The organism is Paenarthrobacter sp. Z7-10 (genome assembly GCF_026932795.1).
Classification (GTDB): domain Bacteria; phylum Actinomycetota; class Actinomycetes; order Actinomycetales; family Micrococcaceae; genus Arthrobacter_M.
The window spans coordinates 80,108-95,634 of record NZ_JADPVH010000003.1 but is presented as its reverse complement, the minus strand read 5'-3'; the positions used below and the strand labels follow the sequence as shown (position 1 = coordinate 95,634).

The following is a 15,527-nucleotide window of genomic DNA, read 5'->3' as shown; positions in this document are numbered from 1 at the left end:
ATTTCAGCTTCTATTCGGGTTGGGACTGATTTTCACGGGTGGACTGGCTTTCGGGCTTCGGCTGATTTTCCGGCTTCATGAGCGGGAACAGAATCGCCTCGCGGATTCCCACCCCGGTAAAGAGCATTACCAGCCGGTCAATACCGAGGCCGAGTCCACCCATCGGCGGGGCGCCGTATTCGAGCGCACGCAGGAAGTCCTCATCGAGGGCCATGGCCTCCGGATCGCCAGCGGCCGCCCGCAGCGACTGGGCGCTCAATCGATCACGTTGGATCACCGGGTCAACCAGCTCGGAAAACGCGGTGCCAGTCTCCTTGCCGTCGATAATCAAGTCCCACGCCTCGATCAGCCGTCCGTCCCGGCGGTGCGGACGGGCCAGCGGCTGGGCCGACGGCGGATAGTCGCAAACAAAGGTGGGCTGGATCAGCGTCGGTTCGACGATTTCGCCGAAGAGTTCCACCACCAGCTTCTCCGCGTCCCAGCCCAGATCCACCGTCACCTGGTGCTCGGCGGCGATGGCGCGCAGCACCTCAGCGCTCGTCTCGGGCGTGACTTCCCGGCCAACGCCGTCGGACAGTCCCCGGTACACCGGCAGCCAGGGCCATTCGCCGTCAAGATTCACGGTACCGCGCGGCGTTTCCAAGCTCCGGGAGCCGACGGCGTCCGCACAGGCCAAAATGATCCGCTGCATGATCTTGGCCATGCTGAACTGGTCACCATAGGCTTCGTAGGCTTCCAACATGGTGAACTCCGGGCTGTGCGTGGAGTCGACGCCCTCGTTGCGGAAAATCCGGCCCACCTCAAAAACTTTATCCAGACCGCCGACGACGGCCCGCTTGAGGTAGAGCTCGATGGCGATGCGCAGCGTCATCGGCTGGTCGAAGGCGTTCAGGTGCGTGCGGAACGGGCGCGCCGAAGCACCGCCATGCACCAACTGCAGGATCGGCGTCTCCAGCTCGATGTAGTCCTCGCCGTGCAGGGCATCCCGGATGGCGCGCACAATGGCGGAGCGGGTCCGCACTTGGCTGCGCGCCTGGTCGCGGACAATCAGGTCAACGTAGCGCTGCCGAACCCGCATTTCCTCGGACAACTCCGCGTGCAGGACCGGCAGCGGGCGCAGGGATTTGGAGGCCATCTGCCAGGAATCAGCCATCACGGACAGCTCGCCACGCTTGGAGCTGATCACTTCACCGTGCACAAAGACGTGGTCGCCCAAATCCACCAAAGCTTTCCAGTCCGCCAGCGCCTCGTCACCGACCTTGGCAAGCGACAGCATGGCCTGCAGCCGGGTGCCGTCCCCCTCCTGCAGGGTGGCAAAACACAGTTTTCCGGTGTTGCGGACAAAAACGACGCGTCCGGTAACGCCAACGAAGTCGCCGGTGCCTTCGTCGGCCGCCAAGCCGTCATGCGACTGTCGGATCTGCGCAAGCGTGTGTGTGCGCGCCACTCCCACTGGATAGGCTTGCTCCCCCCGGGCGATCAGCTTGGCGCGCTTTTCCAGCCGGATCTGCATCTGCTCCGAGACTTCCGACGCGGGGACTTCCACGGCGGACTGTTGGGCGGGGGCGGCGGGGAGGATTTTTTCTTCGGTCACGGTAGCCCAGTTTAGTCGCTCAAGCTGGGCCCGCTTCCCAGCCTTCGGCAGCAGTGCCGGGTGGCTGGTGGAGGCTGGCTTGCCGTGGGCAAAGAGTGCGCCGTGGCAAAAGGGAACCGTGGGCAGAGGGTGCCGTCGGTGGAGTGGGACTCAGTATCCGAGGGGTGCATTATCGATCAGCCGGACGGGGCCCACCCGGGCCGCCACCAGCGCCAGCGCCTCACCGGTGAAGGGAGTCTCACGGCAGTTTTCGGCCCGGCTTTCCAGCGTCAGCGGATCCACCACCTCAAGGTAGTCCAGATCCACCAAGGGCTGGCTGTTCAGCAGGTCGACGGCGGACTCCGGGTCGAGCGGTTCGTTCCGGTCCGCGCGGTCCTTAAGCAGCCGCAGTGCCCTTGACAGCACCGCCGCAGCCTCCCGTTCGTCCGCGGAGAGGAACCTGTTCCGGCTCGACAGAGCCAGCCCGTCCGCGGCCCGGACCGTTGGGACCGCGGCGATCTGCACCGGAAAGTTCAGATCGGCTGCCATCCGGCGCACCAGGGTCAGCTGCTGCGCATCCTTTTGGCCAAAGTAGGCGCGGTAACCGGTGGGCCTGTCGTAATCGCCGGCCGGCAGGCACATGTGCAGCAGCTTGGCCACGACCGTCAGCGCGCCATCGAAGTGGCCCGGCCGGGCGGCTCCCTCCAGCTTGTCGCCCAATTTTCCAGCCGAGATACGCACCATCGGCTCTCCGAGCGGATACATCTCCTCCACCGCGGGCGCGAAGGCCAGATCCGCGCCCCCGGTCTCCAGCAGTGCCAGGTCCGCCTGCAGGCTCCGCGGATAGCGTTGCAGATCCTCGGCGTCTCCGAACTGCATTGGGTTGACGAAAATGCTCGCGACGACGACGTCGTTCTCGGCGGCGGCGCTGCGCACCAGTTGGGCGTGGCCCGCGTGCAGGGCTCCCATCGTGGGGACCAGCCCCAGCGAACCGGCACCCTTGGCCGCCAGGAGGGAGGCACTGGCTGTTTTAAGTTCCGTAATGCTATTGACGAGTTGAATGGCCACGGTCAGTCGTTGTCCTCATCGCGGGCAGTTGGATTTGGCAGCGCATCGGGCCGCAGGACTTCGCCGATCTCCCGTTGCTGGCTGGTGGTGATCGCGCCGCGGGCAGCGGCCCGGGTTGAGGTGGCGGCGGCCATCGCGGTGTAGGCTGCGCCGATGTCCCCCGCTCCACCGGAGGAATGGCTGTCCAAATGGTGCTCGCGCAGGGCCACGACGTGCGCGGCGACCGTTTCGGTGTCTCCGCGCGCCACCGGTCCGGTCAGGGCCGCCTCGCCCGAGGCAAGGGCGTTGTCCAGAGCTGCCTTCAGCAATGGTCCCAGCATCCGCGCTGGATCTTCCACCCCAATGTCACCGAGCAGTTGGCAGGACTGGGCCACCAGCGTCACCAGATGGTTGGCGGAGTGTGCCAGCGCAGCGTGATACAACACCCGGTCCGCCTCCGCTATCACCACCGGTTCGGCACCCATCTCCACCACCAGCGCCTGGGCGATGGGCAGCATGGCCGGGGCCGCAGTGACGCCAAAGGTGCAGTCCGGCAGCCGGGCAAGATCAATGCTCATGCCGGTGAAGGTCATGGCCGGGTGCAGCGCCAGCGCGATGCCGCCGCAGTCGCGTACCGGAGCGAGCACGGCCGTCCCGTAGCGTCCGGAGGTATGGGCCACCAACTGTCCGGCTTGCCAGCCCCCGGTCGCCGCCAATCCGCGCACCAATTCCGGCAGGACGTCATCGGGCACCGCCAGCAGGACAAGCTCGGAGCGCTCCACGATGTCGGGTATCTCCAGCACCGGCACGCCCGGAAGCAGGTTCTCGGCCCGATCCCGCGACGCCTCAGAGACGGCTGACACCCCGACCACGGCGTGTCCGGCGGCGCGCAGGGCCGCCCCCAGCACGGCGCCCACCTTGCCGGCGCCGATGATGCCAATGCCTAACCGGCCGGGTTTACCGGGCCTGCCGGGCCTGCCGGCTTCACCGGGTATGCCTGGTTCAACGCTCATGCTGGACCTCCGTGTCCTGGGCCGTGCCGTTTTTCGGGCAGGAAGTTGCGACCGGGTTGCTGCCGGCCGCGGTGCCGCCGTATGCCGGGTGGGTTAGTGACATCCAGCGGTCGGGCCGGCCAATCCGCCGCGCCCGGGCCGCTCGTGCCGACTGTTCCGTGAACAGCCGACGCGCTTCGTGGACGTCCATATGGTGCACCACGGGCGTGACGGGACCGGCCGTTGAATGCAGTTCGAAGTCCACAAGTCCCAGCCGGCGCATCAGCGGACCCTGGAACAGGCTCAGCGACTGGGTTCGCTCGTGCGGAACCACCTCCAGGCTGCGGAAAAACACCCCGCGCCGGCAGAGCAGCGCCGTTTCGGTGGATCGGTAGGCATTGCGGCGCCAGGCGAAAGGATCGATGAGCCGGGCGCGGCGGGGAGAATGGATGAACCCGGATCCGTCGCCGCTGCCCGCGAAACCGGCGCTGAAGATCTCTCCTGGTTTCCCGACTCCGGGGTCCGGGAGCACCAGCCCCAGGACGGTGAGGACCTCCGCCGCCGTGCCGACCGGCAACAGCACCGTGCGGCCTCCCCGGTCCCGACGGTCCGTTCCATAGCCGGCCACGTTGACCCTCACCCGGTACCAGCCGACCAGCCGCCAGAGCGGATTCGTCGTGATGCCCACGGCCTGGACACGCCCCGGCGGGATGGTCTGCGCCCGGGTTTCGAGCAGGCCGTAGTGCAGGCGCACGCCGTCCGGAGAGAGCGCAATCCGAAAATTAAAATCGGCGCTGAAGCTCTTCCAGTAGGCCGCGGCCAAACCTAGGATCATCGGGATCAATCCGGCCAGCGCAGCCCAGGACCGGAGCCAGAGGACGGTGCAGCCCAGCACGATGATCAGCACCAGTGCGGCTACGGTGATTCCGGACAGGAGAGTCGCCCCGACGATCCGGCCCGGGCTCAGCGCGAGGATTTCGCGCTCCGGGGCCTCCGCCACGGTTCCGGTAAGCGTCGGATCAACCGCCAGGCCTGAGGCACGGGCAAGAATAGCCGCGCGCAGCCGCTTGGCCTCGTCCATTTTGAGGAAGGACAGTTTCATGGCCGAGCGTCCGGCGTCCGCCACCTCAAACTTCAGCTCGGCCAGGCCGAAAATCCTCGCCAGCAGGGGCTGGACAACATCGATGGCCTGCACCCGGTCAATGCGGGCTTGTCGCTGCTGGCGGAAAAGGAACCCGCTGTTGATCCGCACCTGGTCATCCGTCACCTGGTATCGCGTGAAGTACCAGGACAGGAAGAACGCCACACCGAAAACGACGACGGCGGCCGCCACCACGGTTAGGATCAGCCACACCGGGGGGCCCTGCTGGCCGTAATCCCGTCCCGAGGAGGCCGACCGGAGCATGTCTTCAAAAGAATTTCGGCCGAACAAGACCATCACCCCCACTACGGCAACCCAGCCGCGGACCAGCGGGGAGACCGGATGCACCCGGTGCCATTGCTCGGCGGCGTCGGTTTGGAAGCCGGCGGGGGCGGGAGGGGAAAGGGTCACAATCCAGCCAGCTTTGCCTCGCCGCGGGCGGAGAGCTGCTCCCGAAGCCTGGCGGCCTCGTCCGTGGGCAGTCCCTCCAACGCGGCGTTGGTGCTGGCGGAGGCGGTGTGCATCTTCACTGATGCCAAACCAAACGCCCGCTCCAGCGGCCCCACCGAGACGTCCACGTACTGCATCCGTCCGTAGGGCACCACCATAACGCGCTGGAAGAAGAGACCGCGGCGGATCAGCAGATCGTCGTCGCGCTCGGCATAACCTATCGCCCGCACCTGGCGCGGAATCAGCGCAAGCCGCCAGCCCATGGCCAGCAGCGCCGCTATGGCCAGAGCCCACGCCAGCGCGCCGGGAAACTTTTGCCAGGATCCAAGGGTACGCAGCACCAGCGGAAGAGATCCGATCAGGATCACGACCAGCGCCCCGATCCCAAGAGTGATGAACCGCAGCGGGATCAGCTTCGCCGATACCCGGTGGAAGTCCAGCCCGGGCGGGTCAATGGGCTCACGCATATTCTTCGCCGCCGCTGCTGTTCCGTTTCGGGCTTTTTCCGGCAGGCGGTGGCCCGTCCTCGGGTGGAATGCGACAGAAACGCTCGACAATCAGTCCCACAACGATCATTATAATTCCGCCGCCCACCACGGCCAGCGCGAACCAGATCACGTTGAGATTGCTCCGCAGCGCCAGCGTCGGCAGCTGATCCACCAGAACACCCAGATGCCAGCCGCTCAGCAGCGCTCCGGCGTACGCACACGCTTGTGCCAGCACCACCGTCCGGGCGGCCAGGACTGCGTTCAGGGGTTTGTTCCGGTGCCCGTTGCGCCAGCGCAGCACCTGCACGCCAAGGGTCAGCGTCAGAACGACGATGATTCCCATGGTCAACAGCGAGCTCAGCGGCAGCACCGGCGTCGGCAGGCTGGCGCGGTTGGTCAGTTGGGTGGTCACCCATCCGGCCGCGCCGGCCACCAGGGCGATCACCACGAGCCAAACGGGCCGGATGGTCCGCAGAGTCCTCATTCTTTGCCTCATCCAACTTGCTCGCACCGCCGCAAGGCGGTTCCCGTCCCAGGCCGCCGGTGCCGACGGTCCTTAATCTACAGTTCCACGTCCGGAGTTTAGAGTCCGCTATGGCGCCGGCTGGACTGTGTGCTCCCGCCCGGCTTTGCCGCCGCAGGGCTCAATGCCCTCGAAATGGCCCACGCTTGGCATGTCGGCGGCCCGGGCTGCCAACTCCACGACGGAGACGCCGCCCAGCGTAGCCTGCGGGTCCATCAATGACCACGGGTAAAGCACGAAAGCACGTTCGGCCGCCCGCGGATGCGGCAGGGTAAGCCGGTCATCGCTGCTGAGCACCTCACCGTAGGTAATGATGTCCACGTCCAGCGTGCGCGGGCCCCACCGCACCGCACGAGTGCGGTGATGGGCGGCCTCCACCGCGTGGCAATGCTCCAGCAGTTCGTACGGTCCCAGCAGGGTCTCAATTTCCAGCACCATGTTCAGGAAGTCCGGCTGATCGGCCGGGCCGCCCACCGCTTCGGTCTGCACCACCGGGGAAACGTCACGAAGCCGCACCTCCGGCCGGTCCACCAGTTCGGCGACGGCGGCGGAGAGGGTTTCGGTCCGGTCGCCAAGGTTGCTGCCCAAGGCCAGCACCGCCCGGGTGAAAAGCCGCGTCATTGCCGCTCCCGGTAGATGGTGATCGTCACATCGCCGAAGGGAACCTGGATGGGCGCCTTCGGTTTGTGCACCGTGATTTCCACGGCCCCAAGGGCGAACCGTTCCAACAGCCGTTCGGCGATCCGGTCGGTCAGCGTTTCGATCAGGTCAAAAGGATCGCCGGTGATCAGTGCCGTAATTTCCTCGGCAACTTCGCCGTAGTGAGTGGTCCGGGATAAGTCATCGGTCGCGGCGGCGGCGCGGATGTCGGTGAAAAGAACCGCGTCGACAAGGAACGACTGGCCGTCGCGTTTTTCATGCTCAAAGACACCGTGCCGCCCAATGGCGGCAACCCCGGTGATGGCAATCCGGTCCAAGCGCCTTCCCGCGTTTCCGGCGTCCAGGTCCGAAGCCGCGCCTCCGGCGGCCGTCATCGCTTGCTCTGCCGCGCCGCTACCCGGGCGGCATCCAGATTAGCGGCCACGTCATGCACCCGCACACCCCATGCACCCTGGGCGGCAGCAAGGGCAGTGGTGGCGACGGTGGCGGAGTCGCGGTCCTTGGGCGGAGCCGCCTTGCCGGCAGTGGTCAGCAGCGTACCCAGGAAACGCTTGCGCGAGGTGCCAATCAGCACCCGGTGACCGAGCAGTTCGAAGCGGTCCAGATTGGCCAACAGCTCCCAGTTCTGGGTCGAATCCTTGGAAAACCCCAGGCCTGGATCCATAATGATCTGTTCCGGAGCAACGCCGGCGGCATAGAAGGTGTCGCGGAGCTCGACCAACTCTGCCAGCACATCTTCCACCACATCCCGATAGGTGCTGAGCGCATCCATCGTTCGGGCGCTGCCGCGGCGGTGCATCAGCACGTAGGGAACTTTGCGCTGCGCCACCAGAGCCACCATCGCGGGCTCCACGCTCAGACCAGACACATCGTTGATTAGAGCGGCCCCGGCGTCCAGGGCCTTGGCCGCGGTGCCGGCGTGCCGGGTATCGACACTCAGCAAGGCCCCGGCCTTGGCCAGCGCGCCGATCACCGGCAGGATGCGCCGCTGTTCCTCTTCCTCATCCACTTCCAGGGCGCCTGGCCGGGTGGATTCGCCGCCGACATCGATAATGTCCGCCCCTGCGTAAAACATCCGCAGACCGTGGGCAATGGCGGTGTCGATGGAATCGTATTCGCCGCCGTCGCTGAAGGAATCCGGCGTGCAGTTCAGAATGCCCATCACGACGGTGCGGTCGGTGGGCAAATCCTCGAATCTGGCCGCGGAGCGGGGCATGCGCAGGACGGGCAAAGGCGAGGTGGCCGGTCCGGTTCCGGGTGCTGCTGCGAGGGAATCCATTAAGTGCTTGTCTTACCTTCCGAGAATCAGGCTCATGGCTTCGGCGCGGGTGGCCGGCTCGTGCAGGAGCCCGCGGACCGCGCTGGTGACAGTCCGGGCACCGGGTTTACGCACGCCCCGCATGGACATGCACAAATGTTCACATTCCACCACGACAATGGCCCCGCGCGGCTTGAGGTGCTTCACCATCGCGTCCACGATCTGGCTGGTGAGGCGCTCCTGGACCTGCGGCCGCTTGGCGAACACGTCCACCAGCCGGGCAATTTTGCTCAATCCGGTGACGCGGCCGTCCAGGGACGGGATGTAACCCACGTGCGCCGAACCGTGAAACGGCACCAGATGATGCTCGCAGGTTGAGTAGAACGGTATGTCCTTCACCAGGACCATTTCCTCGTGCGCAATATCAAAGGTTGTGGCTAGCACATCCGCCGGGTCCTGGTGCAGGCCAGCGAAGACTTCGGCGTAGGCCTTCGCCACCCGCGTGGGCGTGTCGACCAGCCCCGAACGGTCCGGATCCTCACCCACTGCCAGCAGGATTTCGCGGACGGCCTTTTCGATCCGTGCCAAGTCAACGGCAGGCCCGGCAGTTCCGGATGTCCCGGCAGTTCCGGATGCGTCTGCAGTCAAGGCCGTGCCGTCGTCGTCGTAGTTGCTCACCTGTGGAATTCTAGCCGTTCTGGCTCGGCGGCGGCGGCTCCTCGTCCGAAGAACCCGGAGCGGATCCACCGCCGGAACGCTCGGCATCCGGTGAGCCGGGCAGGTTCGCGTGGGCCAGCTGATCCTGCGGGGCCACCGTGGCCGGATCGGGTTCGCGGGCGGCAATGGCCTCCCGGCGCTCCTTGTCGCTGACCACCGGAGGAACATTGGAAACCGGCCGGGATTCCTTGGACAGCCAGACGTCGCGGATTTCGCGCTTGTGAATGTCCGTGAAGATCTGCGCAATCTCCGCCTGGTTGAGGGTTTCCCGCTCCAGCAGTTCCAGCGCCAGCCGGTCCAGCACATCGCGGTTTTGGTTGAGGATCGCGTACGCCTCATCGTGGGCCTGGTCGATCAGCCTGCGCACTTCCTCGTCGATGACGTACGCCACCTGATCGGAGTAATCCCGGTCATGGCCGGCGTCGCGGCCCAGGAACGGCTCGCCGCCTCCGCTTCCAAGTTTCACCGCGCCGATCCGCTCGCTCATGCCGTACTGCGTCACCATTTTCCGCGCCGTGGCGGTAGCCTTCTCGATGTCATTGGACGCACCGGTGGAGGGGTCGTGGAAGACGATTTCCTCGGCCACCCGGCCGCCCATGGCGTAGGCCATCGTGTCGAGGAGCTCATTGCGGGTAACCGAATATTTGTCGTCTTCGGGCACCACCATGGTGTAGCCGAGGGCACGGCCGCGCGGCAGGATGGTGATTTTGGTGACGGGTGCCGTGTTGCGCAGGGCCGCAGCCACCAAGGCATGGCCACCCTCGTGATACGCGGTAATCTTGCGCTCCAGCTCCTTCATCACCCTGGTGCGCTTCTGCGGACCTGCCATCACCCGGTCAATAGCCTCATCCAAGGCACGGTCGTCCACCAGTTGGGCGTTGGAGCGGGCAGTCAGCAGTGCGGCCTCATTGAGCACGTTGGCCAGATCCGCACCGGTGTAACCGGGCGTCTTCTTGGCCACGGCGTTGAGGTCCACTCCGGGCGCCATTGGCTTGCCCTTGGCGTGCACGCGCAGGATCTGCTCGCGTCCAACCCGGTCCGGGGCCTCCACCGGAATCTGCCGGTCGAAGCGGCCCGGGCGCAGCAGCGCCGGGTCCAGCACGTCCGGACGGTTGGTGGCTGCGATCAGAATGACGTTCGTCTTTACGTCGAAGCCGTCCATCTCCACCAGCAGCTGGTTAAGTGTCTGTTCCCGCTCATCATTACCGCCGCCGATGCCGGCGCCGCGGTGCCGGCCGACGGCGTCGATCTCGTCAACGAAGATGATGGCCGGCGCGTTGGCCTTGGCCTGCTCGAACAGGTCGCGGACACGGGAGGCACCCACGCCCACGAACATTTCGACGAAGTCCGAACCGGAGATGGAGTAGAACGGTACGCCGGATTCCCCGGCCACGGCCCTTGCCAGCAGCGTCTTGCCGGTCCCGGGCGGGCCATAGAGCAGCACACCTTTGGGAATCTTCGCCCCCACGGCCTGGAACTTGGCGGGTTCCTGCAGGAACTCCTTGATTTCGTGCAGCTCCTCCACAGCCTCATCCGCACCGGCAACGTCGATGAAGGTGACCTGAGGATGGTCCTTGGTGATCAGCTTGGCCTTGGACTTGCCGAACTGCATCACCTTCGACCCACCACCCTGCATTCGGGAGAGCAGGAACCAGAAAATGGCGCCGAGGAAAACCACCGGGAAGATCAGGCCAATGATGCCTGACCAGAAGCTGCTCTGCACAGGTTCGTCGTTGAACGTTTTCAGGTTGGCTTCGTCGATGGCCTTGACCACGTCGTCGGCACGGGCGTCGACGTAGAAGAACTGGACGTCTTTGCCCACCTTGTTGCCGTCCGGGGTGGTGTAATCGCTCTTCAGCATCAGGTCCACACGGCCTTCGCCGTTGAAGATCTTGGCCGACTCAACCTGTCCCTTGTCGAGCAGGTCCAAGCCGTCCTTTGTCTGGATCTTGGCGGCACCGCCGCCGTTGAGCAGGCTGAAGGCGATCAGGAGAAGTACCACGACAGCAACGACCCAAATGATCGGACCCTTGAAGATTTTTTTGAAATTCATGTGCTCGAGGCCGCGCCTCGTCCCTCCTGATCAAACCATCAGTTAATTCAAACACCCGGACGAAGCTGCCCGTCCACCGTACTAGCTATACACCGTTCGCCAACTTTCACGCGCAACGGTGGACAATAGTTCCCTGACAGCGGAACGGAACCCGCGGCGGTGCGCCGGGGTCCGCTGCGGCACGCGGCCGCGCTTACTCGTAGACGTGCGGTGCCAGGGTGCCGATGAAGTCAAGATTGCGGTACTTTTCGGCGAAGTCCAGGCCATAGCCCACCACGAATTCGCTCGGAATCTCGTAGCCGACGTATTTGACGTCAATGTCCACCTTGGCGGCATCGGGCTTGCGCAGCAGCGTACAGATCTCCACCGAGGCCGGGCCGCGGGAAATCAGGTTTGCCTTGAGCCAGGACAACGTCAGCCCGGAGTCAATAATGTCCTCCACAATGAGCACGTGCTTGCCCATCAGGTCCGTCTCGAGGTCCTTCAAGATGCGCACCACGCCGGAGGACTGTGTTCCGGAGCCGTAGGAGGAAACCGCCATCCAATCCATCGTGACGTGGCTGTGCAGCGACCGGGCCAGATCCGCCATTACCATCACCGCGCCCTTGAGCACCCCGACCAGCAGGACGTCCCGGCCGGCGTAGTCGGCATCGATCTGTTCGGCCAGTTCGCGGACCCGGTCCTGGATCTGCTCTTTTGTGTACAGGACGTGCTTGAGATCCGCCTGGACGTCTTGTGAATCCACCAATTGCTCCCGGTGTTGAAGGGCTTGTCGTTTTTTATCCGCCGCGGGCGGCGCTGCCTGGAGACCTGCTACAGCCCATCCCGGCGTCTAAAGACTAGCTTCCCATAGCTGGAGGGGTCGTGGGGAACGGCCTGGCTTCGGGGTTGGCGGTAAACGCGGACTTTCCCGGCCAGCTCCACCGGCCCTGCCGAGCCGCGCCGCTGCAGCAGCGAATCGGCGGCGAGCAGGCGTTCAAAGCTGGGTTGCTGTCCACCCAGGGCGACGACGGCGAGCGCCACGACGCGCTGCCGGATCGGGTCCGGCAGCGCCGTTAGTGCCTTCTCCGGGAGCCGGATTTCGGAATCCGGCGCCGTTTCGTTGGCGTCCGGCTGGCCGTTATGCCCACTCTGGTGCTCGGCGAGGCGGGAATATGCCTCGGCTGCCAGCTGGTCAAGGTAGTCCGCGTCCTGGCCAAGGATCCGTGCCGAGCGGTACAACGACGGCGCAATGCCGGGCCCCAGCTCGGCCTCCAGGAAAGGAAGGACGCGGGTTCGCACCCGGGATCGGGCGAACACCGGGTCCGAGTTCGTCGGGTCATACCAAGGATCAAGGCCTTCCGCAGCGCAGATGGCCAGGGTTTCGGCCCGCCGCAGACCAAGGAAAGGGCGCAGGTAAATTCCCCTGCGTTTCGGCATGCCCGCCAGCGAACGTGTCCCCGATCCTCGGGCCAACCCCAGCAGCACGGACTCCGCCTGGTCATCGAGAGTGTGTCCCAGCAGGACTGTGCCGGCCCCCAGCCGGGCAGCCACCTCATCCAGCGCCGCATACCGGGCGTACCGGGCCGCCGCCTCAGGTCCAACCCCGGCGTGCAGCACCGAGGTGGTGCTGATCTCCACCGGGTCAAGGCCCATTCCGCGCAGCGCGGCGGCGGTGTCGAGGGCCACTTTGCCGCTGCCGGACTGCAGCTGGTGGTCCACCACCACCGCGCCGACGCGCAGCTGCCCACGGCGGGCAAAGAAAGCGGCAACGGCGGCCAAGGCCATCGAGTCCGGCCCACCGCTGCAGGCCACCAGGATCAACTCGGAGCCGTCCGGTGGCCTTGCGGAACTGGGCCAGGAGACGGGAATCCCCAGCGCGTCGGCAAGCATATTCCGGGCCTTACCAACTACCGGGCTCAGCCGCGGCCGCGGTCCATGCGGCACCGGAGTTAGAGCCCCATCCGGTCGACCCAGAGTTCCGGCTGGTGGATCTCCTGCTCGGTCGGCAGATGATCCTCACTGGTCCAGACCCTGTTGAACCCCTCCATCCCCACCTTGGCCACCACGGCACGGACAAACCGGGCGCCGTCGCTGTACTGGCGCATTTTGGCATCCAGGCCCAGCAGGTTGCGGATGAATTTTTCCACGGCCCCGCGGTCCTTGCCCCGGGCATTGAACCGCTGCCGGATGGTGCGCACCGTTGGCACGATGCTCGCATCCACGGCGTCCATGACGACATTGGCGTGGCCTTCGAGCAGGCTCATGATCGCTGTCAGGTGGGACAGCGCCGCTTTTTCGGCGGGATCCTGCAGCAGATCCAGGATTCCGCCCCGACTGGGGGCGCCATCGTGGGGGCCCGCACCGCCGCTCAGCCCAGCGTCCGGCCCGGTGAGTGCTTTCCCGGGGGACGTTTTCCCGGTCAGTGACCGGGCTGCGGAGGCCAGCCGCTCGGTGAGGTTCTCCGCATTGCCCATCAACAGCGAACTGAGCTGGTCAATCTTGGTGAGCATGTGGTGCCGGAGCCAGGGCGCCGCGGCAAATTGCACCCTGTGGGTCTGTTCGTGCAGGCAGACCCACAGCCTGAAATCGGAGGGATCAACGTTCAGCTCGCGCTCCACCGTGACAATGTTCGGTGCCACCAGCAGCAGCCGGCCACCGGGGAATCCACTCCCGGCGGAATTTGGGTCCAGGTCCAGGGCCGCGAACGGATCGTACTGGCCAAGTACCTTGCTGGACAGGAAGGCCAGAACGGAACCAAGTTGGGCACCCGTGACAGCCCCACCGACCGCCACACTGCCCGGCTTAAGCGAGGCGGCCTGTTTTTTGGCCAACTTTTCCATCGGCGCCCGCATCAGGACCGAAAAACTTTGGGTGTTCGCCTTGGCCCAGGACGCCCGATCCACGATCAGGACCTGGGAGTCGCGCAAATCCCGGGCGGCCTCCAAGCCAGTTATGTCGTGCACGTAGGGCACGGACCGGTCCGCCATAGTGCGAAGATTCGCCACCGCCGCGCCAATTTCGTGCCCGCTGAGCACCGGACCCGCCGGAGCCAGCCGCGCCGCGGTCGAGGCGGCGATGTCGAAATTGATCAGGCTGCCGTGGCCGCCGCCCGGTGCGTCCTGATCCGAGGTATGTGCATCCATAGACTCCATAACACCACACTATCCAGCCCGGGAGCCGGGAACGGAGTCAGCCGCTGCAGCCGCAGCTTGCCAGGATGGCGGCGGCCTTGTCAATGGCCGGCTTCGATCGGCTGCTGCCGGCCTGGAGCGAGTTGCCCAGAAAGGAGAAAACCAGTAATCGCCCGTCCGTGTCCACCACATATCCGCTCAGTGAGAGGACCGCGTTCAGGGTGCCCGTTTTGGCCCGGACCAGCCCCGCCCCACCCAGAGTGCTGCTGTCCAGATAGCGGTCCCCAAGGGTGCCGCTCAGGCCGGCAATCGGCAGTCCCAGCAGGCCCTGGCGCACATCCCGGCTGGGATCGGTCAGCATGATCTTCACGCTCTGGGTCAATTGCCGCGCACTGACCCTGTCGTTGACCGCCAGCCCGCAGCTGTCCCCCAGCACCAGCCCGTCGGTGACCAAACCCAGGCTGGACATCGTTTCGCTGACCGCAGCACTGGCTCCAATCGAGCTTCCCGCCTTATTTTGGGCGACGGCGCTCATCCGTCCCATCACCTCTGCCAGGTAGTTATCGGAGGCCTGAAGCATGTACTGAACCTGCTCACCGACCGTTGCCGAACTGACTTCCGCCAGCGTCCGGGCGCCGGCGGGGGCCTTGGTGCGGCGCACTGCAGCGGTGACAGCAACGCCGTCGGCCTTCAACTTGCCAACGAACGCAGCCGCGACGCTCATGGCGGCGTCCTGGGGCCGAGGCCCGCTGAGCTCCGCGGGATTAAGGCGGGCACCATACAAGGCCATCGGGAAAACCGGAGCTATCTCGCCGGCGGCGACATCCGCGGGCAGCCAGTTTGGGTTCACGGCCGGACCGGTAAAGAGCGTGTCATCGACCGCTATGCTCACCGGACCGGTCACCTTCGCCGCCTTCAGCGCCGCCGCTGTCCCGGCTGCCAGAGTTGCCACACCGGCATGTCCCATGACCTTGCCGTCGGCGCTGGCATCCTTACCGAGCAGCACATCGCCGCCGGCCTGCAGGACCAGCGCGCTGGCCGTCGCCCCGGTCAGCACGCGGGTGGAAAAACGCGCGTCGGCGCCCAGATTCTTCAACGCCGCGGCAACCGTAAGCAGCTTCAGGTTGGAGGCAGGAATTCTGGGGGCGGAGGCATTCCGGCTGTAAAGCACCTGGCCGCTGGCCCCATCCTGGACCAGGGCGGTGAAGTCCCCGCCACCTTTGGCCACCAAGGTGGCCTCCAGCCGCTTCGACAGCACCGCCGGATCGGGCATCGGAGCTTCCACGGAAAGTGTGCCGATGCCGCTCAGTGTGCTCAGGGTGCTGGGCGGCTGCAGGGGCTGCGCCAGCAGGGTCGCCGGCGCGGAGGGCTCCGTCGGCGCTGTCATGAAGGCCGGCGCCAAATTCAGGCTCACCGGCACGGCCAGCGCGCTCAGCACAACGGCCAGCAACATGGCCGACAGGACCTTGGATGTGCGGCTCATCGCGGATACGGTCCTTCGGCGGTGCGGAA

Annotated in this window: 15 protein-coding genes; all 15 read right to left on the bottom strand. The window is 65.7% G+C overall.

Annotated features, from left to right (window positions below; translation table 11 throughout):
- Positions 1–10 precede the first annotated feature (10 nt).
- On the bottom strand, positions 11–1,513 hold the full coding sequence (gene lysS, locus IV498_RS01890; RefSeq protein ID WP_269044894.1) for a lysine--tRNA ligase: 1,503 nt from the start codon (positions 1,511–1,513) through the stop codon (positions 11–13).
- 231 nt (positions 1,514–1,744) lie between these two features.
- Positions 1,745–2,641: a pantoate--beta-alanine ligase gene (gene panC / locus IV498_RS01885; RefSeq protein WP_269044861.1), complete on the bottom strand. Its 897-nt coding sequence runs from the start codon at positions 2,639–2,641 to the stop codon at positions 1,745–1,747.
- 2 nt (positions 2,642–2,643) lie between these two features.
- Positions 2,644–3,633: a Rossmann-like and DUF2520 domain-containing protein gene (locus tag IV498_RS01880; protein WP_269044860.1), complete on the bottom strand. Its 990-nt coding sequence runs from the start codon at positions 3,631–3,633 to the stop codon at positions 2,644–2,646.
- Positions 3,623–5,164: a PH domain-containing protein gene (locus tag IV498_RS01875; RefSeq protein ID WP_269044859.1), complete on the bottom strand. Its 1,542-nt coding sequence runs from the start codon at positions 5,162–5,164 to the stop codon at positions 3,623–3,625. Before IV498_RS01875 ends, IV498_RS01880 begins: the two co-directional genes overlap by 11 nt.
- Positions 5,161–5,670 (bottom strand): PH domain-containing protein, encoded by a 510-nt coding sequence (locus IV498_RS01870; RefSeq protein WP_269044858.1) that lies wholly within the window; start codon positions 5,668–5,670, stop codon positions 5,161–5,163. Before IV498_RS01870 ends, IV498_RS01875 begins: the two co-directional genes overlap by 4 nt.
- Positions 5,663–6,166 carry a DUF3180 domain-containing protein gene (locus IV498_RS01865; protein WP_442951260.1) on the bottom strand — a complete coding sequence of 168 codons (504 nt, stop codon included), beginning with the start codon at positions 6,164–6,166 and terminating at the stop codon, positions 5,663–5,665. Before IV498_RS01865 ends, IV498_RS01870 begins: the two co-directional genes overlap by 8 nt.
- A 117-nt stretch (positions 6,167–6,283) precedes the next feature.
- Entirely contained in the window at positions 6,284–6,835 is a 552-nt protein-coding gene (gene folK / locus IV498_RS01860) for a 2-amino-4-hydroxy-6-hydroxymethyldihydropteridine diphosphokinase (protein ID WP_269044856.1), read from the bottom strand.
- Complete coding sequence (folB, locus tag IV498_RS01855; RefSeq protein WP_269044855.1) at positions 6,832–7,248, bottom strand: dihydroneopterin aldolase; 417 nt, start codon at positions 7,246–7,248, stop codon at positions 6,832–6,834. The genes folK and folB overlap by 4 nt, the downstream gene beginning before the upstream one ends.
- A complete protein-coding gene (gene folP, locus IV498_RS01850; protein ID WP_269044854.1) occupies positions 7,245–8,153 on the bottom strand; it encodes a dihydropteroate synthase in 909 nt (302 codons plus the stop codon). Before folP ends, folB begins: the two co-directional genes overlap by 4 nt.
- A gap of 12 nt (positions 8,154–8,165) precedes the next feature.
- Complete coding sequence (folE, locus tag IV498_RS01845; protein ID WP_442951256.1) at positions 8,166–8,810, bottom strand: GTP cyclohydrolase I FolE; 645 nt, start codon at positions 8,808–8,810, stop codon at positions 8,166–8,168.
- Between the two features lie 10 nt (positions 8,811–8,820).
- On the bottom strand, positions 8,821–10,902 hold the full coding sequence (gene ftsH / locus IV498_RS01840) for an ATP-dependent zinc metalloprotease FtsH (protein ID WP_269044853.1): 2,082 nt from the start codon (positions 10,900–10,902) through the stop codon (positions 8,821–8,823).
- Between the two features lie 193 nt (positions 10,903–11,095).
- On the bottom strand, positions 11,096–11,647 hold the full coding sequence (gene hpt, locus IV498_RS01835) for a hypoxanthine phosphoribosyltransferase (protein ID WP_269044852.1): 552 nt from the start codon (positions 11,645–11,647) through the stop codon (positions 11,096–11,098).
- 68 nt (positions 11,648–11,715) lie between these two features.
- Positions 11,716–12,774, bottom strand: a complete 1,059-nt coding sequence (tilS, locus tag IV498_RS01830) for a tRNA lysidine(34) synthetase TilS (RefSeq protein WP_269044851.1) — start codon at positions 12,772–12,774, stop codon at positions 11,716–11,718.
- Between the two features lie 59 nt (positions 12,775–12,833).
- A complete protein-coding gene (locus IV498_RS01825) occupies positions 12,834–14,027 on the bottom strand; it encodes a zinc-dependent metalloprotease (RefSeq protein WP_269044850.1) in 1,194 nt (397 codons plus the stop codon).
- A gap of 46 nt (positions 14,028–14,073) precedes the next feature.
- Positions 14,074–15,498 (bottom strand): D-alanyl-D-alanine carboxypeptidase/D-alanyl-D-alanine endopeptidase, encoded by a 1,425-nt coding sequence (dacB, locus tag IV498_RS01820; protein WP_269044849.1) that lies wholly within the window; start codon positions 15,496–15,498, stop codon positions 14,074–14,076.
- Positions 15,499–15,527: the final 29 nt, after the last annotated feature.

Bases quoted from the DNA above. Each gene is read 5' to 3' on its own strand.
- IV498_RS01880 (WP_269044860.1), bottom strand. From the start codon at position 3,633: ATGAGCGTTGAACCAGGCATACCCGGTGAAGCCGGCAGGCCCGGCAGG.
- lysS (WP_269044894.1), bottom strand. From the start codon at position 1,513: ATGCAGATCCGGCTGGAAAAGCGCGCCAAGCTGATCGCCCGGGGGGAG.
- folP (WP_269044854.1), bottom strand. From the start codon at position 8,153: ATGGATTCCCTCGCAGCAGCACCCGGAACCGGACCGGCCACCTCGCCT.
- folK (WP_269044856.1), bottom strand. From the start codon at position 6,835: ATGACGCGGCTTTTCACCCGGGCGGTGCTGGCCTTGGGCAGCAACCTT.
- ftsH (WP_269044853.1), bottom strand. From the start codon at position 10,902: ATGAATTTCAAAAAAATCTTCAAGGGTCCGATCATTTGGGTCGTTGCT.
- IV498_RS01870 (WP_269044858.1), bottom strand. From the start codon at position 5,670: ATGCGTGAGCCCATTGACCCGCCCGGGCTGGACTTCCACCGGGTATCG.
- folB (WP_269044855.1), bottom strand. From the start codon at position 7,248: ATGACGGCCGCCGGAGGCGCGGCTTCGGACCTGGACGCCGGAAACGCG.
- IV498_RS01825 (WP_269044850.1), bottom strand. From the start codon at position 14,027: ATGGATGCACATACCTCGGATCAGGACGCACCGGGCGGCGGCCACGGC.
- dacB (WP_269044849.1), bottom strand. From the start codon at position 15,498: ATGAGCCGCACATCCAAGGTCCTGTCGGCCATGTTGCTGGCCGTTGTG.
- tilS (WP_269044851.1), bottom strand. From the start codon at position 12,774: ATGCTTGCCGACGCGCTGGGGATTCCCGTCTCCTGGCCCAGTTCCGCA.